This is a genomic window from Streptomyces sp. SD15 (genome assembly GCF_054462255.1).
The window spans coordinates 14820-33927 of the sequence record NZ_JBTLMO010000034.1; the positions used below are offsets into that span (position 1 = coordinate 14820).

A 19108-nucleotide genomic window follows, 5' to 3' on the forward strand; every position below is an offset into this window, starting at 1 on the left:
AGCCGCCGCCCGCCCGTGGAAGCCCAGCGGGCGGACGACCGGCGCCGAGCCGTCGCAGGGCGAGCGACCCCCTACGGGGTCAGCCCAACTGCTCGTGCAGGAAGGCCACCGTGCTCGCCCAGGCCCGCGTGGCCGACTGGGGGTCGTACGTCTCGGGGCGGCCGTCATTGAAGAAGGCGTGCCGGGCGGGGTAGAGGCGGAAGTCCGGCGTGATGCCGGACTGCTGCTGGACCGCCTCGCTCAGCTGCTCCAGGCCCTCCGTGGGGATGCTCGTGTCGAGTTCGCCGTAGTGGCCCAGGATCTGTGCCTTGAGGCCGGAGAAGTCGGGCCGCTCGCCCTGGATCACACCGTAGAACGGCACCGCAGCGCTGACGCGAGGGTCGGCCGCGGCCTGGTAGAGGACGAAGCCGCCGCCCATGCAGAAGCCGACCGAACCTACCGTGTCCGAGGTGACCTCGGGCAGGCCGAGCAGGTGGTCGACCGCGCCGGAGAGCAGCTCGACACCGCGCGACACCGGCAGCTCCTTCATCATCCGGAAGGCCTCGCCGCTGTCATGGGCGACATTGCCGCCGTACAGGTCGGGCGCGAGCGCCACGAAACCTTCCGCGGCCAGCCGGTCCGCGACATCGGCGATGTGGTCGGTCAGGCCCCACCACTCCTGGATGACGATCACGCCGGGCCCCTGCCCGGAGGCCGGCAGCGCCAGATTGCCGTGCGCGGTGGTCCCGGCGCTGGGAAACGTCACGTTCTGATGGGCCGGGGCGCCGGTCGACTTCGGTAGCTCGGACATGGCAGTCAACTCCTGTGGAGGCAGCGTCAGGTGGGGGCATGGTGGGTCGGTCCCCGAGTCGATCTCCACGATGCCATGCATGGGTGCGGTGCTTCCTCCCGGCCCGCACGACACGGCGCACGGTCACCTTCGGCAACAAGCCGTACGTCAGGACGGGCAGCGGGACGGGCTGTCGGACGCCCCCTCGGTGACCGGCTTGCTCGCCGGACCCCGACCACTCGACCGGATGTCGTACCCTACGTGTTACGTATAACCCCGGAGAGGCCCTGATGAGACACATCGCCCTGGTCACCCTCGTCGTCGACGACTACGACGAGGCGATCCGCTTCTACACCGAAGCCCTCGGATTCCGGCTCGTCGAGGACGCGCCGCGGCCCGACGGATCCCGCTGGGTCGTCGTCGAGCCGGACACGGAAGGCCAGGGCACCGGACTGGTACTGGGCCGTGCCAAGGACGAGGCGCAGCGCGGCCGGATCGGTGACCAGACCGGCGGGCGTGTGGGCTTCTTCCTGCACACCGACGACTTCGCCCGCGACTACGCGCGTATGCGTGCCGCGGGCGTGACCTTCCTGGAGGAGCCGCGCCACGAGCCCTACGGCTCGGTCGTCGTCTTCCAGGACCTGTACGGCAACCGCTGGGACCTGCTTCAGCCCGCCGCACAGTAGCCATCCCCGCCCGTAGCCACCCTCTGAACAACCTGCCGAGGAACGACACGCATGACCGCGCCCCGCATCGACATCGACACCATCCGCCGTCTCCCCAAGGCCGTCCTGCACGACCACCTCGACGGCGGTCTGCGCCCCGCCACCCTCGTGGAGCTCGCGGAGACGGTCGGCCACACCCTGCCCACCACCGACCCGGACGCGCTGGCCGCCTGGTACTACGAGGCCGCCAACTCCGGTGACCTGGTGCGCTACATAGCCACCTTCGAGCACACCCTCGCCGTGATGCAGACCCGCGAGGGCCTGCTGCGCACCGCCGAGGAGTACGTGCTCGACCTGGCCGAGGACGGTGTCGTCTATGGCGAGGTGCGGTACGCGCCCGAGCTGATGGTGAACGGCGGGCTGACCCTGCCCGAGGTCGTCGAGACCGTTCAGGAGGGCCTGGCGGCCGGCATGGCCAAGGCGGTGGCCGCGGGCACCCCGGTCCGTGTCGGCACCCTGCTCTGCGGGATGCGCATGTTCGACCGCACCCGTGAGATCGCCGACCTCGCCGTGGCGTTCCGGGACGGCGGCGTCGTCGGCTTCGACATCGCCGGCGCGGAGGACGGCTTCCCGCCCGCCGACCACCTGGCTGCCTTCGAACACCTGCGCGGCGAGAGCGTCCCGTTCACCATCCACGCCGGTGAGGCCCACGGCCTGCCCAGCATCCACCAGGCCCTGCAGGTCTGTGGCGCTCAGCGCATCGGCCACGGCGTCCGCATCACCGACGACATCGTCGACGGCAAGCTCGGCCGCCTCGCGGGCTGGGTGCGCGATCGCCGCGTCGCCCTGGAGATGTGCCCCACCTCCAACCTGCAGACGGGCGCGGCCACCTCCATCGCGGAGCACCCCATCACCACCCTGCGCGACCTCGGCTTCCGCGTCACCCTCAACACCGACAACCGTCTGGTCTCGGGGACGACGATGACCCGCGAGATGTCACTGCTGGTCGAGGAGGCGGGCTGGGGTGTCGAGGACCTGCGCACGGTCACGGTGAACGCGATCAAGAGCGCGTTCATCCCGTTCGACGAGCGGGGCGCCCTCCTCAAGGACGTGGTCCTGCCCGGTTACGAAGCCGCGCTCTGAAGGAGCCCGCGGACGTAGGCGGCCTGGCCGGCATGCTGCAGATTGTCGGCCAGGACGCTCACCAGCCGTACACCCAAGGTGACCGCCGGGGTCCACCGCTCGTCCACGACCTGCTCCAGGTCCTTGGCGGTCAGCCCGCGCACGAACCCCAGGCTCTGTTCGTGCACGGCGTCGTAGTACCCGACCAGCAGGTCGCCGGAGTCCACCCGGACCTTGGCCACCTTCCGGGTGCTGTGACCGTAGCCCGTGTCCAGGCGGGGCAGGTCGAGACCGAAGCGCTTGTCCCAGCCCTGTGCCGGCCAGACCTGGTCCAGTCCGGCGGCGTCGGCGACATGGTCGTCCTGGACGCGGGTGAGATGCCAGATCAGCCATGAGATGGAGTTGGCGTCGGCAGTGGGGCGGGCATTGAGGTCGTCCGGGGCCAGCCCGTCGACGACGGCGTGGACCTCTTCCTGGATGCGGCTGTACGCGTCGATGAGGATGTCCTTGGCATGCATGGGTCCACCATCGCGCACCGCGGTCCCTCACGCGTCCGGAATCCCACTCCCGTGGAAGCCGAGCGGCACCCGGCCCGGCCATTGGATCCGGGCGACCGGCTCGCCCGTGAAGTCCTGTGGGCGGCCAGGATCACCAGGTCGGCCGCCCCGCGATCCGGGTTGTGCACGTAGGCGATTTCATAGCCGTCGTCCTCGGCTCGCGCCCCTCCGAGGGGACGAAGACGGCTTCCCCCGCGGCGGCGTCCCGTAGCAGCCGGTGGACCTGTGTGGTGCCGCGGAACAGGTCGTGCTTGATCAGGGGGTTGCCGAAGGCGCGGTCGGGGGGGTGCCGCCGCCGTCAGGTACGCGAGCGTCCTGTCGACGGCGGCCGTGTAGGCGTACCGGTGCCGCCGGGACACCAACGCCTCGTGGACGTGAGGGAATTTTTGCGGCCGGTCGTCGAGTTTCGTCGTCCATACCCCGCCGCGGACCGGGTCGAAGGTCCAGCGTTCGAGCGAGGAGTGCTGGAGCCCCTCCAGGGGTGGTGTCAGCCCCCGTCCTGCGAGGTGTCGAGGAGGACCATCAGGGCCCGGGCCGCCGGACTGGTGGCACCCTGCGGCGGGAGCATGGCGACCGTCTCGTACGACGCGTCACGGGCGCCCTTCAGGGGCAGCGAGGTGAGATCGCCGGCCTCCCGCTTGAGGCCGAAGTGCCGTGGTACGACGGCGACGCCGAGGCCCTCGGAGACGAGCTCCAGGAGGCTGTGCACGTCGCTGACCTCGAGTGTCACGGTCCGGTGGACGCCCGCGGCGGCGAAGGCCGCGTCGGTGGTGCGGCGCGGTCCCCAGTCCGGGTGGAAGTCGACGAAGGCCTCGCCGCCCAGTTCCTCGGGCGTGACCACGGCGGCGGTCGCGAGGTGGTGCGTGGGATGGCAGAGCACGGTCATCGGCTCGCTGGTCAGCGGGACGGAACGCAGCTGCTCGGTGTCGGCCCGGGTCTTGACGGCGAAGGCCAGGTCGAGACGCCCCGCCGCGACCTCCTCGGCCAGCGCGCCGGACCCGGCCTGCCGCAGCCGGATCTCGACATCAGGGTGGCGTCGCCGGAACGCGGCGAGGAGCCTCGCCACATGCACTCCGGCGATGCACTGCTCGGTGCCGAGGGAGAGCGTGCCCCGCAACAGACCCTGCGCGGCGGCGACGGCGTCATGGGCCGCGCGGACCTGCGCGAGGATCCGCTCGGCCTCGCCCAGCAGGGCCCGACCCGCCTCCGTGAGCGTGACACGGCGGGTGGTGCGGACGAACAGCGGCGCTTGAAGCTCCCGCTCCAGGGCGCGGATCGAGGAGGACAGGCCCGACTGCGACACCATCAGCCGCTCCGCCGCCCGGGTGAAGTGCTGATCCTCGGCGACCGCGACGAAATGCTGAAGATGACGCAGTTCCATGGCGAACCAGCCTAATCGCTGAAGGAAGGGACGCACACAGCCGCTGACCGAGCCGTGGAGGGACGGGAGCGGTCGCCGATTGAGAAGCGCCGTCGCTGAATCCCATCCGATTCTCCCGTTGGACCTCCGCCGCAGGCGCGCGCGAGAGTGGAGACCTGTTTTCCCGGCCTCTCAGGAGTACGCGTTGTACACCGCACACCCCGACCGTTACGCGGACATGCCCTACCGGCGCACCGGACGCAGCGGACTGAAGCTGCCCGCGCTGTCGCTCGGCCTGTGGCACAACTTCGGCCCCGACCGGCCGGTGGAGACCCAGCGCGCGATCCTGCGTCGTGCCTTCGACCTCGGCGTCACCCACTTCGACCTGGCGAACAACTACGGTCCGCCGCCCGGCGCCGCCGAGTTCGCCCTCGGCGACGCGCTGAAGGCGGACTTCGCGCCCTACCGCGACGAGCTGGTCATCTCCACCAAGGCCGGATACCTGATGTGGCCGGGCCCGTACGGCGAATGGGGCTCGCGCAAGTACCTGCTGTCCTCGCTCGACCAGAGCCTGGCCCGGATGGGCCTCGACCACGTGGACATCTTCTACTCGCACCGCCCCGACCCGGAGACTCCCCTGGAGGAGACGATGGGCGCCCTGCACTCGGCGGTCCAGCAGGGCAAGGCGCTGTACGTCGGCGTCTCCAACTACTCGCCGGAGCAGACCCGTGAGGCCGCCCGCATCCTGGCCGACCTGGGTACCCCGCTCCTGATCCACCAGCCCCGCTACTCGATGCTCGACCGCCGCCCCGAGGACGGGCTCCTGGACGCGCTGGACGAGCTGCAGGTCGGCTCCATCGCCTACTCCCCGCTGGAGCAGGGCCTGCTCACCAGCCGCTACCTCGACGGCATCCCGGAGGGCTCGCGCGCCGCGAGCGACAGCCCCTTCCTGAGCGCGGACACGGTCACCGCCGATCTCGTGGGGAAGCTGCGCGCCCTCGACGAGATCGCCAAGTCCCGCGGCCAGTCCCTGGCGCAGATGGCCCTGGCCTGGGTCCTGCGCGGCGGCCGGGTGACCTCCGCCCTGATCGGCGCGAGCAGCCCCCAGCAACTGGAGGACAGCGTGACGGCCATCCGCGCCCTGGACTTCGACCCGGCGGAGCTGGCCCGGATCGACGCCATCATCAAGCCGTAAGGCCTGGGGCCTGTCCGGCGGATCACGCCGGTGAGCGGGGTCTGGCACGCCGATCTGCGGCGTTGTCGCCGGTTGCCGACTCCCCCACTCTCGGCTTCGCTCGAGCGGGGGGACCCCATCGCGTCGACGCCCTCCTCCGCCTTGCAGCTCGACGCACCACACCCCGCTCACCTGCGCTGAGGCGCCGTCGCTTCCCTCCGACCTGATCCGCCGGACAGGCCCTGGTGATCAGGCGGTGAGGCGCTCACTGAGCTCCCAGAGGCGGTCGGCGGCCTCCAGATCGACGGCGTACGGCACCACACCCGCCTTCCAGGACCTGTTCATGAGGGTCCACTCCTGCCCCTCCTGTGCGGACATGAGGGGCGCGATGTCGCTGTTCTCGCAGTAGACACCGCCCTTCCCGTCGAGCAGGGGGCTGGTCGCGCACCACACACTGGTGGCCGCCCCCTGCTCGACGGTCTTCAACTGCCGCTCCGGGTCGAGGACGGGCCTGCCGTCCGCGTCGAGCACCCCGACGGCCCTCAGGTCCTCCTCGGCGAGGTACTTCTTCAGACCGGTGTCGACGATGCTCCCCGGGTGGAGGGCGAAGGCCCGCACCCCGTCGGCCCTGCCCCGCGCGTCGAGCGCGAGCGCGAAGAGGATATTGGCCGTCTTCGACTGCCCGTAGGCGGCCCAGCGGTCGTACTCGTGGTGCTCGAAGTGCGGGTCGTCGAACAAGACGGGCGAGAACCGGTGCCCCCAGGAGGACACCGAGACGACCCGGGCCCCGTGCGCGCGCCGACTTCGCGGCCGACCAGCTCGCCCAGCTCATGTTCGTCCAGGTCCTACGGGCCTATCTCGCGGACGCCGACGCTCTCCCGGCCGGACGCCTGCGCGCCCTCGCCGATGAGCGCATCGCCCCTGCCCTGCGTCTCATGCACACCGATCCGGGTCGCCCCTGGCAGCTGGAGGAGCTCGCCAGGGCGGCGGCCATGTCCCGGACGACGTTCGCCCAGCGCTTCCGGGCGGTGGCGGGCGTGCCGCCCCTGACGTACCTGCTCGACTGGCGCATGAGCGTCGCCCGGCGCGCCCTGCGGGACGGCGAGACGTCCGTGGCGGCCCTCGCCCAGAAGGTCGGCTACACCTCCGAGAGCGCGTTCAGCAACGCCTTCAAGCGGACGACCGGCCTCGCCCCGCGGCGCTGTCGGGACGTCGCGCGGACGGCCCTGACGAGCTGAGGCGCTCCTCGAGGCGGACAGGCCCTAGGCCAGCCCTAGGCCCTGTCCGGCGGATCATGCCGGAGACGCGGGGTCTGGCACGCCGATCTGCGGCGTTGTCGTCGGTTGCCGACTCCCCCAAGTTCTCGGCTTCGCTCGAACAGGGGGGACCCCCATCGCGTCGACGCCCTCCTCCGCCTTGCAGCTCGACGCACCAGACCCCGCTCACCTGCGCTGACAGGGCGCCGCTGCTTCCCTCCGACCTGATCCGCCGGACAGGCCCTAGGCCGGAACGCGGTCCAGGAACCCGTACACACTCCGGATCCGGTCCTCGCCGTCCAGGGTGATCACGTCGAATCCGGCGACGGGCGCCGAGCCGTCCGCGTCGTTGACCAGTTCCCAGCCGAAGCGGGCTGTGTCGTGGTGCCCGTCGACGGCGCCCGTGAGGCGGAAGGAGAATCCCGGGAACTGCTCGTGCGCCGCCGCGATCACGGCAGCGATCTCGTCGTGCCCGCGGACATCGGCCAGCGGGTCGGTGTAGCCGCCGTCCGCGGTCCAGGCGGCGGCGACCGCCTTGGCGAGCGCGTCCCGCTCGCCCGCGTTCCAGGCCTCGAAGTAACGGGCGACGGCATTCCGGTAACGGTCGTCGGCTGCGAACATGGTTGATCAACCTCCGTTGAGAAATCGGGTACGTGCTGGTCGGAGACCGAATTCCGAGGTGCGGGTGCCCCCTGGAATCCGGTACCGCAACCATGCCCGCCGCGTCCCCAGGGCGTCGATTACCTCCCGGGTAAGGGCGGCGGATCGCCTTTCGGCCAAACCGAGCGGTGAATATGCCAGGAGACTGGCTGGAATGACATGGTGACAGAGTGTCAGGGGTGGCGATACTCGATTAGTAGGGCGATTCCGCCACGCCTGAGCAACATCAATATGCGCAACAGAAGAGCCGCACGCAGTAAATGAGCCGCAGGGAAAGCGAGGCCGGGCCGGCAGCGAGCGTTGCAATGGGGGAGCGATCGTGCACGACGAATTCCTGTGCCATGTCACCGCATACGGAATATGCGGAGGTCGACGCGTCGGCGTCCCCCTGGGGACCTATCGCGCGCCCACGCTGGCGCTTGCTCTGTGGTGGATGCGCGATCGCGCCTCGTGGATGGCCGAGCGGCTCGATCCACAGCCCGAGGACCCGACCTTCCCGCCGAACTCGATCGCGCCGGTCGCGAACACCGTCCCGGACGTGCCGGCCCTGCTGCGGGCCTGGTGCGGTGACGCGGTCCAGCAGGAGCTGGTGGCCGAGGAGTTGGCCGCCGGCAAGCTCGTCCGTATCGCCACCAGCGACGACACGACCGAGTACGAACTGCTGGCCGAATCCGTGGACGCGCTGCGCATGCAGCGTACTGCCGCCGCGCTCGGCACCTCCGCAGCCTGACGGTGCCGGTCGGCGACCGCGACGGCCGGCTGCTCGCGGAACTCGGTCGCGGCCTGTCGTGGACGCGGCTCCTCAAGGTCCGATCAGGCGCGTATGTGAACGAATAGCTAGAATTCTGGCATGGCAGAGCGGCCGGTCGGTCCGACTGCGCCCGAACTCGTACTCGAAACCGAGACGGGCTCCACGGTGATGAGTCCGAGCCGCGACTATCACATCGGGCGTGACCCGCTGAGCGACGTCGTCATCGAGGATGTCCAGGTCTCGTGGCACCACGCGGTGCTTCGGCCCGCGGCCGGCCACTGGAGGCTCGAGGACGAGAACAGCACGAACGGCACCTACGTCGACGGCCGCCGCGTCGACGAGTGGGGCGTCGGCCCGGGTAGTGTCATCCGCTTCGGCAGCGCGTCCGAGGGCCCCCGGGTGATACTCGTCGCCCTGACGCCGGTACGTCCCTCGGCCGTCTCACATCCCTCGGCGACCGGTGCCTTTCGGCAGCCCGCCACCGTGCGGCCGCTGCCCACCCGCACCGTGCGCATCGGCCGTGGCGACGACAACGAACTGCTCGTCGACGACCTGTCCGTCTCCCGGCACCACGCCGCGCTGCTGGCCCACCAGGATGGGACGTACGAGATCGTGGACCTCGGCAGTCACAACGGCACGTTCCTCAATGGCCGGCCCGTCGCCCGCGCCCCGGTCACGCCCCGTGACATCGTCGGTATCGGCCACTCCGCGTTCTGCCTCGTCGGCGACCAACTGCAGGAGTACGTCGACACCGGCGAGGTCTCCCTCGATGTCCAGGACTTGACGGTCGCCGTCGACCGCGGCCGCACAACGCTCCTCGACCAGGTGTCCTTTCCCGTGGGAGGGAAAAGCCTGCTCGCCGTCGTCGGCCCCAGCGGCGCCGGAAAGTCCACGCTCCTCAACGCCCTGACCGGGCAGCGCCCCGCCGACCACGGCAGGGTCCTGTACGACGGCCGCGACCTCTACAGCGACTACGCCGAACTGCGCACGCGCATCGGCCTCGTGCCGCAGGACGACATCCTGCACACCCAGTTGACGGTGAGCCGGGCCCTCACCTACGCCGCCGAGCTGCGCTTCCCGCAGGACACCGCGGAGGCGGAGCGCCGGGCCCGGGTCGACGAGGTGATCGTCGAACTGGGCCTGGAGCAGCGGACCGCGCACCCCATCCGCAACCTGTCGGGCGGCCAGCGCAAGCGCGTCAGCGTGGCCCTCGAACTGCTGACCAAGCCGTCGCTGCTGTTCCTCGACGAGCCGACGTCCGGCCTCGACCCCGGTATGGACCGCTCCGTGATGCGCATGCTGCGCGGCCTCGCCGACGACGGCCATACGGTCATCGTGGTCACCCACAGCGTGCTCAGCCTCGACGTCTGCGACCGGCTCCTCGTGCTCGCGCCGGGCGGCAAGGTCGCGTACTACGGACCGCCCGACGACACCCTCGCCTTCTTCGGCTACGAGCAGTGGCCCGAGGCCTTCGAGGCCTTCGAGCGGGACCAGGGCCGGGACTGGGCGGGAGAATACCGGGACTCGCCGTTCCACCGGCAGTACGTCGACAAGTCCAGCGAGCAGCCGCATCGGCCGCGCGCCCTCGCGGCCGCGGCCGTCGGACCGCCGCCCAAGGCCCAGAGCTGGGGCGCGCAGGTCGGCACGCTGGTCCGCCGCTACACGGCCGCGCTCAGCGCCGACCGGACCTTCCTCGCCGTCATCGTCGTGCTGCCCTTCGTGATGGGCGTGATGGCCCGCGCGCTGGCCGGAAGCAGGCTGACCCGGGAGACGGCGATGAACGCGCTGCTCATCCTGTGCGTCGGTGGGGTCCTGACGGGCGCGGCCAACGCCGTGCGCGAACTGGTCAAGGAGCGGGTGATCTACCAGCGCGAGCGGGCCTTCGGCCTGTCCCGATCGGCGTACCTGATGTCGAAGGTCGTGGTCCTCGGCACCGTCACCGTGTTCCAGGCGGTCGTCCTCACCCTTGTCTCCCTGTTCGGCGTCGACCTCAACGCACCCCGCGGGAAGGGCGTCCTCATGCCGCCGCTCGTGGAGATCACGGTGGCCGTGGCCCTGCTCGCCTTCACGGCGATGATGCTCGGCCTCCTCGTGTCCGCCCTGGTGCGCAAGGAGGAGGTCACCATGCCGCTGCTGGTACTGCTCGCGATCGTTCAAGTGGTCTTCTGCGGCGCACTGTTGAAGCTGAACGGAGTGCCCGGCATCGAGCAGTTGTCCTGGCTCGTCGCCTCGCGCTGGGCCCTGGGCGCGATGGCCGGGACCATCGGACTGGCCCGGATCGTCCCCGGGGACCTGACCGCGGATCCACTGTTCAGGCACTCGACCGGAGTGTGGCTGCTCAACGTGGGCATGCTGGTCGTGCTCGCGGTCGTCTTCGGCATGGTGGTGGCCTGGCTGCTGCGACGCCGCGAACCCGCCGTCATGCGGAGGTAGGCGCGATGACGACTCCCGACTCCGCCCAGGTGACGAGTCCAGGCTTCCGCCCGACGCATGTCGTCCCCGGGGATGGCCTGCAGGCCTGGGAGGCCCCGGACCCGTCCCGTCCCACCGTGCCGCTGGACGCGCTGCTCCCGGTCCAGCTCGTCGAACGACTCGGCGACTGGGGGAGGATCGTGTGCGCCAACGGGTGGTCGGCCTGGGTCGACGGCCGACTGCTGGTCGCGGTGCCGCAGTCGCCGCCCGAGGCGGGCGGCGCACTCACCCGTACGGACGATCCCCGCCCTCTCCTCGCCCGTGCCGAGGCGGTGCTCAGCCGTTATCGGAGCGCGGTGGAGGACCGCGCGGCCGGGCGTATCGACGGGGGGTCCTTCCGGGGCCTTACCCAGGGCCGGCGGATCGGCGTGGTCGTCGACGGCGAGTCCCTCTGGCTGTACGACGCCGAGCACGAGGGATGGGTGTACTGCGACGGGACGGCGCTGAGCACCTATGCGGTCGATGCTGATCCGGTACCGAGCCGGGGGTCGGCCACGCTCGAACAAGAACCGGATGCCGTACCGGAACCTGATGCCGTACGAGGACCTGATGCCGTACCGGGACCCGCCGACAGTGAACCGACGCGTCTCGTCCCGCGGGTGCCGGACGAGTCCGATTGACTACTGATAGCTATCCGGACGGCTGTCCGGCCCCGATCTCGCCCCTGTGGTGAACGCCCTTCGCCAGCAGACCGCCCAGAAACCCGGTGGCCAGCCCCCACAGCACGGCGAATCCGAGTGCGGTCCAGAGCTTCGGCTTCAGGAAGAGCTCCCCCTTGAGGCCGCCGCCGACGTCGCCGACGCCGAGGAGCGAGAGGCCGTAGTGCGCGGAGACCCTGCCGACCAGGCAGATCATGAGCACGGTGAGTGCCAGCGCGATCGCCATGTGCACGGCATGCTGCCAGGCACGCATCCGGGCCGGGGAGCGGGCGGCCATGAGGAAGGCGGCGCCCAGGAGCAGCAGGGCGTCGACGACCAGCAGCCACCACACCTTTCCGTCGAACCGGGCGAGAGTGCGCAGATTGAGCGTGGAGACGTCAGGGACGCGCAGCACCTCGTCGAGGATGTGCGGCATCGGCAAAGCGAAAGGCCCGTCCACCCGCCCGGTCCAGGTGGCGCCCAGGCCGATCGTGAGGGCGAGCCAGGCGAGGTTGGGGAGCCCGAGGAAGATCACCGCGAAGGTCTCGGGGATGTGCCCGCGCGTCGCGGCCACCACCAGCGCGACGACCAGGCCCACGGCGACGTAGGCGAGCAGGAGCACCACCATGGCGAAGGCGGCCGGCCGGACCGACTCCTGGAAGCGCAGCATCCGGGTCGGCAGCGGGGCCCCGCGCGAGACCAGCAGGGCGAGGACGAGCACGCCCGCGAGCCACAGCACCCCGAGGACCAGCGTCGACGGCAGATCGGTCCGGAAGCCGACCTTCGGCTCGGCGCCGAGCAGGTCGCCGATGTCGCCGATCGTCCCGTCTCCGAGGGAGATCTTGAAGTCCTGGCGCGAGCAGAGCGCGAGTCCGAGAAGGGCCGGCAGCCACAGGACGGCGATCCGGGCGGCCCACCCGGCCCATTCGGAGGCGCCCGCGACCGCCCGGTGCCGCAGCGGCCGCAGGAATCCGGTGGCGATGACGAGCGCCCCGGCGAGCGTGACCGACAGGGGAATCACGGTCAGGCCCGCCTGGGTGTCGGCGATCACTCCGGCGTCGCCCGCGAACTCGATCGTTCCGCCGACCGCGGTCACGACGGTGGCCGCGACGACACGCGGGAAGGCGTTGTCGGGCAGGTCGGCGCCACCGGCCCCCCACAGCCCCAGGGCGGCGACCACGAGCATGACGATCAGCCCGGCCAGCACCGTCACGAGGGCCTGGACCCAACCGTGGCGTGCGACCGTCCGCCCGCCTGGAGGGGCAACGGCCTGGTCGGACGGTGTCTGGGGGCTCACGTTGCCACGCTAAGCAGCGCGATGGCCTCGCGCCCGTCGGGGCGGCCGACCGCGTCAGCTTGCGGCCGGTACCGGACCGGAGCACACAATGGGCTGGTTGTGGAATCAAACGGAAAAATCGGTTGAGGTGCCGTGGTCCCTACGACTGGAAGAAGAGCTCGTGAGCGTCGAACCGCCGGCCGCCGGCCGCCCCACGGGACCACCCGCGGGCCCGCTGTCGGGCCCGACCAGGGACAGTCCGACGCAGCCGAGCGGCCGTACACCCGCGGAGCCGCCGAGCGATGCGTCCGGCGGTCGGGGTGACGGGGGAGGCGGCGGCGAAGGTGATGACGGTGGTGGTACGGGGGGACCGTCCGGGCCCGGCGGCCCGGTCGGTCCCGGTGAGGGATCCGGCAAGGGCCCGGACCACCCGTGGTGGAAGTCGGCGCCTTCCCTTGCGCTGATATCCGGCGTCGCGGTGGCCGCGGTGGTCCTGGGCCTCGTCCTCACCCGTTCCGACGGTACGTCCTCGGCCGAGGACGAGGTCCTCCTCGAGGCCGTGGGCAAGCCGGGCCCCGACCCGTTCACCGAGTCGACTGCGAAGGACAGCTCCGCGGCACCGGTGACACCATCGGCGAGTGCCCCGGCGTCCGCCGATGTTCCGCGCGGTGTGTACGGTTCCACGCCCGGCCTGTACAGCGGCATCCGCAACGTTGCCAGTTGCGACGTGGAGAAACAGATCAAGGCGCTTCAGACGACCCCGACGAAGAACGAGGCATTCGCGTCCACGCAGGGCATCGAGGCCGCCGCGGTCCCCGCCTATCTGCGCTCGCTCACCGCCGTACAACTGCGTATGGACACACGCGTCACCAACCACGGATACCGAGACGGCGCTTCGCACGGCTATCAGGCGATCCTCCAGGCGGGCACCGCCGTCCTCGTCGACGGCCGTGGTGTGCCGCGGGTGCGCTGCGGCTGCGGCAACCCGCTGCTGCCACCCGTCGCGCAGAAGGCCACGCCCAAGCGGACGGGCGACACCTGGTCCTCGTTCCGGCCGCAGAACGTCGTGGTCGTCTCGCCCGCGAAGACAATCATCAACGTCTTCGTCATCTACGACCCCGACGACAAGGAATGGGTCGCCCGCCACCGGGGCGACAGTGGCGGCCACCGCGACAAGAAGACGCATGCCCCGACGCGTGAGCCGGCCCCGACCGCGAGCGTCTCGGCGCCGGCAGCGAGCTCTCCGTCGTCCTTGCCGCCACCGTCCTCGTCGTCTGCGGCGCCACCGCCCTCGTCTCCGGCGCGGCCGTCCTCGTCTCTGAAGCCCTCGTCCCCGTCTCCGGAGTCCTCGGCGCCGCCGTCGTCTCCGTCACCTTCTTCGCCTTCCGCTCCCTACTCTCCCGATTCGCCCTCGCCCTCGAAGCCCTCGTCCTCCGCACCTTCGACCAGGGCGTCGGAGTCGGCGGTGTCGCCCAGCTCCGTATCGCCCGGTACGACTGCCGCGCCCTCGTCGTCCGTCAGTGCCCCGGAGACGTCCGCCACCTCCCCGGAGTACTGATTCCGTCGCGGCGCCGTACGTGAGCCGCGGGAGCCCAGGGGTGACTGGGGAGGACTTCACGGGGTACCAGCACTTGTGCAGCAGCGTTCGCATGTTCGGTACCTGAGAGAGACGCCCATGATCGAGCCCTTGGACGGAGTGGTGATACCGACTGGCTTCGACGTGCCCGTGGAACCGCTTCGGCGGGCGGCGCACTACAGCGGCGAGCCGGGGTGCATCGCCGAAGCACGCCATTTCGCCGAACTGTTTCTCGAACAACTCCGGTCGGAATGGTGTGCCGAGATCGACGAACGGGCCGACGGCGACCTTCTCCTGGTCGTGAGCGAACTGGTCACCAACGCGGACCGGCACAGCCACGGGCCCTACATCCTGGAACTGGAGGGAACCGACACCTCCGTGTCCGTCTCCGTCTACGACAGCAGCGCCACCCTGCCCCGGCCCTGTCCGCGGGATCCCGAACGTGTCGGGCGGCACGGACTGGAGATCGTCCACGCGCTCGCGACGAAGGTGACCGTCGGTCGAGTGCCGGTCGGAAAGCGTGTCAAGGCCGAGCTCGACCTGCGTCGTTGACCCGGCCAACCGTGGGATCCGTCGGGATCCGTTGTCGAACGCAAGGGTGGGGCTCTCATGAGAAGGCGTGAGACAGGGTGGCGGCGGATCGCCGCGGGCGGTCTCCTCTGGGGTGGCGCGGCCGCTGCCTTGGGTGCGACCGGGAACCGGACCGCGCGCCGGGCGGCGCTGCGGGGCGTCGGCGCCGTCGCCCTCACAGCGGCGGTGACCCGCGCCCTGGGGCACCCGGCGACAAGGAAGGCAGGGCCACTCGAAGCGGCCGGTCACGTCGCGCCGGCCGCCGCGTTCACCGCCGGAGTCCTGCTCGAAGCTCCCCGGTACGGGCTGCTCGTAGTGCCGGGCACCGCCGCATTGGCCATGGCACGCGTGCGTGCCGGGGTCCGGCACCCGGGCGACATGGCCGTGGGCGTGGCGATCGGGGTCGGCGCCGCCGCGCTGACCGCACGCTGGTGGCCGGTCAAGCCGGAGACGGCAGCCGCGGCGGCACCACCGCGCCGGCCCGCGGCCGCGCTGCCCAAGGGCGCCGGCCTGCACATCGTGGTCAACCCGTCCTCGGGCCTCTCGTGGAGCGCCGATGCGCCCGACGCGAGCGAGTACCTGCGGGCCGCGCTGCCCAAGGCGGAGATCACGGTGCCGCAGGAGGGACAGGACCTCACGGAACTCCTGGAGCAGGCCGGCCGGCGGGCGAAGGAGCAGGGCGGCGCGCTCGGCGCCTGCGGCGGCGACGGGACGATCAACGCCGCGACGGAGGTCGCCGCCCGGCTCGGCCTGCCGCTCGCGGTCTTTCCCGGCGGCACCTTCAACCACTTCGCCGTCGACCTGGGCAATCAGTCCCTGGACGACGCCGTACGAGCCGTGCAGGGCGGGGACGCCGTCGTCGCGGACCTCGGGCGGGCCCGTGCACCGGGCGGACCGGAGCAGCTGTTCCTCAACACCTTCAGCCTCGGCGTCTACTCGGATCTGGTCGGTGCCCGGGAAAAGCTGGAGAAGCGGATCGGGAAGTGGCCCGCGCTCGTGGTCGGTCTGGCCAAGGTCCTCGCCAAGGGGAGCCCTGTGGACATCTCGGTCAACGGCCGCCCCAAGCGGCTGTGGCTCCTGTTCGCGGGCAACGGCATCTATCACCCCGCCGGGTTCGCGCCCACGTACCGGACTCAGCTGGACGACAGTCTGCTGGACGTCCGCGTCGTCGACGCCGGCACTCCGCTGGCCAGGACGAGGTTGCTGCTGGCCGTACTGACCGGCACCCTGCACAACAGCCGGGTCCTCACCACGGCGCAGGTGCGCAGTCTGCGGCTCGAAGTGCTGCACGGCGACCCGCGGTTCTCGTACGACGGCGAGGTGACCCGGGTCGCGGCACCGCGGCTGGTGCTCGACAAGCTGACGCGGGCCGTGACGCTGTACCGGCCCGCGCAGCAGGACCAGTGGCTGCGCTGAAGTGTGCCGGCGGACCCGGTGTCAGGCCCGCTCGACCCGGTTCAGGTCACTCAGCATGCCGGTGCGCAGCCGCTCGATGATCCGCTTGATGAGACGGGAGACATGCATCTGGGAGCAGCCGAGACGCTCCCCGATCTCCGCCTGGGTGGCTTCCTCCACGAACCGCAGATGAATGATCCGCCGGTCGCGTTCACTGAGCTCCGACACCAGGGGAGCGAGCGTCTGGAGCTCCTCGACGAGCCGCATCCCGTCGTCCTCCACGCCGATGAAGTCGGCGAGGACCGCCTCACCGTCCTGGCTGCCGTCTCCGGTGAGCGCGGCGTCCAGCGAGGCCGAGTTGTAGCCGTTGGCGGCGATCCGGGCCTCGATCACCTCGTCCTCGGACAGGTTCATCAGCGTGGCCAGCTCGGCCACGGTCGGTTCCCGGTCGATACGACTCGCCAGTTCCTCCCGTGCCTTGGCCAGCTCCACGCGCAACTCCTGCAGCCTGCGCGGTACATGGACGGCCCACGTGGTGTCACGGAAGAAGCGCTTGATCTCACCGACGATGTACGGCAGGGCGAAGGAGGTGAACTCGACCTCGCGTGAGACCTCGAACCTGTCTATGGCCTTGATCAGACCGATCATCCCGACCTGGGCGATGTCCTCCAGGTCGTCCCCGCGATGGCGGAAGCGGCCCGCGGCGAAGCGGACCAGCGACATGTTCATCTCGATCAGGGTGTTGCGCGCGTACTGGTACTCGCGTGTGCCTTCGTCGAGTTCCGACAGGCGCTGGAAGAACTGACGGGACAACTCCCGCGCGTCACGAGGAGCCACCGCCCGTGGATTCTCGACGTTCGGCAGTGGCGCCTCACCAGTCCTGGTCCTGGCCGACTCCTGGGTGACCTTCGACCGGCTCACGGTGGTGTCCATTACCTCTCCCACGAAACTCACTGTTCGCCTGTCCAGCATCGTGTTACCGCGACTACCCCGGACACGGGAACCCATGTGTGTTCGTTTTCGGCGCAACAGGCGTGCGCGGCGGTCGGGTTGTGAGCAGCAAGCCGGCGCTTCTACGCTGAAGAGGTGAGCAATCAAGCGCCGAACGACACCCGCGTCATCCCGCTGCGCCCGGCGACCGCGCCGGGGCCGGCCCTCGCGCCCCGGCAGGCGCCACCGGCCCCCAGGAGCAAGGAGCCGTTGTGGCGAGACCTCGTGGGTGACGTCCTGCGGCGGGAGCGGCTCGCGCAGGAGCGCACGCTCAAGGACGTGGCCGACGCGGCCCGCATCTCGATGCCGTACCTCTCGGAGCTGGAGCGCGGCCGCAAGGAGGCTTCGTCCGAAGTCCTCGCGGCCGCCGCGCGCGCCCTCGGCCTCGGTCTCACCGATCTGCTCTCGCTCGCCCAGGACGAGCTGACGCGCCTCTCCGAGCTGAGGCCCGCCCGCAGCCGTACCACGGCGAAGCCGCGGTACAACGGCATGTGCCTCGCCGCCTGACCCGGGACGACCGGCTCGCGGTGGTCCTGTGTCAGATCACCGCGGGCCGTCGGCTCAGCACCTCGTCCGCGAGCCCGTACGCCACGGCCTCCTGCGCCGTGAACACCTTGTCGCGGTCCATGTCCGCGCGCAGCGTCGCGCTGTCGTGGTGCGTGTGCCGGGAGAGGACCTCCTCGACCTGCGAACGGATGCGGAGCATCTCCTTGGCCTGGAGCGTGAGGTCCGAGACGGTGCCCTGCCGGCCGCCGCTCGCGGGCTGACCGAGCAGCACGCGCGCGTGCTCCAGCACGAACCGCCGCCCGGGGTCGCCCCCGGCCAGCAACACCGCCGCCGTCGAGGCCGCCTGGCCGACGCAGCACGTCGAGATCGGCGCCTGGACGTACGTCATCGTGTCGTAGATCGCCATGAGCGAAGTGAACGAGCCACCGGGCGAGTTGATGTAGATCGCGATCTCGTTCTCCGGACTTGACGATTCCAGATGGAGGAGTTGCGCGATGACGACGTTCGCTACCCCGTCGTCGATCTCCGTGCCGAGAAAGATGATCCGCTCGGACAGCAGCCGGCTGAAGACGTCGTACGACCGCTCGCCCTGCGGGGTGCGCTCGACGACGTTCGGAATGGTGTACGTACCCATGTCAGAGCCCCATCCGTCGCCGTGACGCGGCCGGGCGGACGTCCTCGAGCGACTCCACGACCCGGTCCACCATGCCGTACTCCTTGGCCTGTTCGGCCGTGAACCAGCGGTCGCGGTCGCCGTCCCGGGAGATCGTCTCCTCGCTCTGGCCGGTGTGCGCCGCGGTGATCCGCTCGATGGCCCGCTTCGTGAACTCCAGGTTCTGCGCCTGGATTTCGATGTCGGCGGTGGTGCCGCCGATCCCGGCCGACGGCTGATGCATCATGATCCGCGCGTTCGGCAGCGCGAAACGCTTGCCGTGCGAGCCCACGCTCAGCAGAAACTGCCCCATGCTCGCGGCGAATCCCATGGCGAGCGTCGAGACGTCGTTCGGGATCAGCCGCATCGTGTCGTAGATCGCGAGACCCGCGGTCACCGATCCGCCCGGGCTGTTGATGTACAGGCTGATGTCGGTCCGCGGGTCCTCCGCCGACAGCAGGAGCAGCTGGGCGCAGACCCGGTTCGCGGAGACCTCGTCGACCTGGGTGCCGAGCAGGACGATCCGCTGTGCGAGCAGCTGCGCGGCCAGATGGTCGTCGAAGCGTGTCGCCGGGGTGTCGCCCTCCTCGGCCCGTGGTGCGCGGGCCGGGTGCCGGCCGGTGAGGGGTGGAGTCATCGGTCCTCCTTGTGGTGGCGCGGCTGCGGTCGCCGCTGACTCCACTCTTGACCGCGGACGACTGCCGCATCCCGTTTCTCT

20 protein-coding genes and 1 pseudogene are annotated in these 19108 nt (G+C 70.6%); 11 read left to right on the top strand and 10 right to left on the bottom strand.

Annotated features, from left to right (window positions below; genetic code table 11):
* Positions 1-79 precede the first annotated feature (79 nt).
* Positions 80-790, bottom strand: coding sequence for a dienelactone hydrolase family protein (locus tag ACX28W_RS28905; RefSeq protein ID WP_459002597.1), 711 nt, complete (start codon positions 788-790; stop codon positions 80-82).
* Positions 791-1059: 269 nt separating this feature from the next.
* Here ACX28W_RS28905 and ACX28W_RS28910 point away from each other — a divergent pair, with 269 nt between their 5' ends.
* Together ACX28W_RS28910 and ACX28W_RS28915 are read left to right on the top strand one after the other, a co-directional pair.
* Positions 1060-1455 (top strand): VOC family protein, encoded by a 396-nt coding sequence (locus tag ACX28W_RS28910; protein ID WP_459002599.1) that lies wholly within the window; start codon positions 1060-1062, stop codon positions 1453-1455.
* A 51-nt stretch (positions 1456-1506) separates the two neighbouring features.
* Positions 1507-2577 (top strand): adenosine deaminase, encoded by a 1071-nt coding sequence (locus ACX28W_RS28915; RefSeq protein ID WP_459002601.1) that lies wholly within the window; start codon positions 1507-1509, stop codon positions 2575-2577.
* Here ACX28W_RS28915 and ACX28W_RS28920 read toward each other — a convergent pair.
* The 3 genes from ACX28W_RS28920 to ACX28W_RS28930 are packed head-to-tail and all read right to left on the bottom strand — an operon-like array spanning position 2559 to position 4494.
* Positions 2559-3059, bottom strand: coding sequence for a mycothiol transferase (locus ACX28W_RS28920; RefSeq protein ID WP_459002709.1), 501 nt, complete (start codon positions 3057-3059; stop codon positions 2559-2561). The two genes, ACX28W_RS28915 and ACX28W_RS28920, sit on opposite strands and share 19 nt — an antisense overlap.
* A complete protein-coding gene (locus ACX28W_RS28925; protein ID WP_459002711.1) occupies positions 2942-3604 on the bottom strand; it encodes a carotenoid oxygenase family protein in 663 nt (220 codons plus the stop codon). The genes ACX28W_RS28920 and ACX28W_RS28925 overlap by 118 nt, the downstream gene beginning before the upstream one ends.
* Positions 3601-4494: a LysR family transcriptional regulator gene (locus ACX28W_RS28930; protein WP_459002603.1), complete on the bottom strand. Its 894-nt coding sequence runs from the start codon at positions 4492-4494 to the stop codon at positions 3601-3603. Before ACX28W_RS28930 ends, ACX28W_RS28925 begins: the two co-directional genes overlap by 4 nt.
* A 184-nt stretch (positions 4495-4678) precedes the next feature.
* Between ACX28W_RS28930 and mgrA the strand changes: the two genes are divergently transcribed.
* Entirely contained in the window at positions 4679-5668 is a 990-nt protein-coding gene (gene mgrA, locus ACX28W_RS28935; protein WP_459002605.1) for an L-glyceraldehyde 3-phosphate reductase, read from the top strand.
* Between the two features lie 228 nt (positions 5669-5896).
* Here the strand turns inward: mgrA and ACX28W_RS28940 are convergent, their stop codons facing one another.
* Positions 5897-6418, bottom strand: a complete 522-nt coding sequence (locus ACX28W_RS28940) for an SDR family NAD(P)-dependent oxidoreductase (protein ID WP_459002607.1) — start codon at positions 6416-6418, stop codon at positions 5897-5899.
* A 17-nt stretch (positions 6419-6435) separates the two neighbouring features.
* Here ACX28W_RS28940 and ACX28W_RS28945 point away from each other — a divergent pair.
* A pseudogene (locus ACX28W_RS28945) lies at positions 6436-6885 on the top strand (helix-turn-helix transcriptional regulator); the annotation flags it as partial.
* Between the two features lie 261 nt (positions 6886-7146).
* Here ACX28W_RS28945 and ACX28W_RS28950 read toward each other — a convergent pair.
* On the bottom strand, positions 7147-7524 hold the full coding sequence (locus tag ACX28W_RS28950; protein WP_459002609.1) for a nuclear transport factor 2 family protein: 378 nt from the start codon (positions 7522-7524) through the stop codon (positions 7147-7149).
* A gap of 358 nt (positions 7525-7882) precedes the next feature.
* Between ACX28W_RS28950 and ACX28W_RS28955 the strand changes: the two genes are divergently transcribed.
* The 3 genes from ACX28W_RS28955 (at position 7883) to ACX28W_RS28965 (ending at position 11406) form a co-directional block, all read left to right on the top strand.
* Positions 7883-8293 (top strand): hypothetical protein, encoded by a 411-nt coding sequence (locus ACX28W_RS28955; RefSeq protein WP_362081205.1) that lies wholly within the window; start codon positions 7883-7885, stop codon positions 8291-8293.
* Positions 8294-8413: 120 nt separating this feature from the next.
* The gene (locus ACX28W_RS28960) at positions 8414-10747 is read left to right on the top strand and encodes an ABC transporter ATP-binding protein/permease (protein ID WP_459002611.1); all 2334 of its coding nucleotides are present in this window, start codon (positions 8414-8416) and stop codon (positions 10745-10747) included.
* A 5-nt stretch (positions 10748-10752) separates the two neighbouring features.
* Positions 10753-11406: an SH3 domain-containing protein gene (locus ACX28W_RS28965; protein ID WP_459002612.1), complete on the top strand. Its 654-nt coding sequence runs from the start codon at positions 10753-10755 to the stop codon at positions 11404-11406.
* A 10-nt stretch (positions 11407-11416) separates the two neighbouring features.
* On the opposite strand, the gene ACX28W_RS28970 is transcribed toward ACX28W_RS28965, so the two are convergent.
* Positions 11417-12721 carry a streptophobe family protein gene (locus ACX28W_RS28970; RefSeq protein WP_459002613.1) on the bottom strand — a complete coding sequence of 435 codons (1305 nt, stop codon included), beginning with the start codon at positions 12719-12721 and terminating at the stop codon, positions 11417-11419.
* A 160-nt stretch (positions 12722-12881) separates the two neighbouring features.
* Here ACX28W_RS28970 and ACX28W_RS28975 point away from each other — a divergent pair, with 160 nt between their 5' ends.
* From ACX28W_RS28975 to ACX28W_RS28985, 3 genes are all read left to right on the top strand, one after another.
* A complete protein-coding gene (locus ACX28W_RS28975) occupies positions 12882-14258 on the top strand; it encodes a DUF6777 domain-containing protein (RefSeq protein WP_459002615.1) in 1377 nt (458 codons plus the stop codon).
* Positions 14259-14375: 117 nt separating this feature from the next.
* Positions 14376-14828: an ATP-binding protein gene (locus ACX28W_RS28980; protein ID WP_459002616.1), complete on the top strand. Its 453-nt coding sequence runs from the start codon at positions 14376-14378 to the stop codon at positions 14826-14828.
* A 57-nt stretch (positions 14829-14885) separates the two neighbouring features.
* Positions 14886-16262, top strand: coding sequence for a diacylglycerol/lipid kinase family protein (locus ACX28W_RS28985; protein WP_459002617.1), 1377 nt, complete (start codon positions 14886-14888; stop codon positions 16260-16262).
* Positions 16263-16283: 21 nt separating this feature from the next.
* Here ACX28W_RS28985 and ACX28W_RS28990 read toward each other — a convergent pair whose 3' ends face one another.
* Positions 16284-17174, bottom strand: coding sequence for a SigB/SigF/SigG family RNA polymerase sigma factor (locus ACX28W_RS28990; RefSeq protein WP_459002618.1), 891 nt, complete (start codon positions 17172-17174; stop codon positions 16284-16286).
* Positions 17175-17327: 153 nt separating this feature from the next.
* On the opposite strand from ACX28W_RS28990, the gene ACX28W_RS28995 reads away from it, so the two are divergent.
* Positions 17328-17738 carry a helix-turn-helix domain-containing protein gene (locus ACX28W_RS28995; RefSeq protein WP_459002619.1) on the top strand — a complete coding sequence of 137 codons (411 nt, stop codon included), beginning with the start codon at positions 17328-17330 and terminating at the stop codon, positions 17736-17738.
* Positions 17739-17769: 31 nt separating this feature from the next.
* Here ACX28W_RS28995 and ACX28W_RS29000 read toward each other — a convergent pair whose 3' ends face one another.
* Together ACX28W_RS29000 and ACX28W_RS29005 are read right to left on the bottom strand one after the other, a co-directional pair.
* Positions 17770-18372, bottom strand: coding sequence for a ClpP family protease (locus tag ACX28W_RS29000; RefSeq protein ID WP_362081177.1), 603 nt, complete (start codon positions 18370-18372; stop codon positions 17770-17772).
* Between the two features lies 1 nt (position 18373).
* Positions 18374-19027 (bottom strand): ATP-dependent Clp protease proteolytic subunit, encoded by a 654-nt coding sequence (locus ACX28W_RS29005; protein WP_459002622.1) that lies wholly within the window; start codon positions 19025-19027, stop codon positions 18374-18376.
* Between the last annotated feature and the right edge of the window lie 81 nt (positions 19028-19108).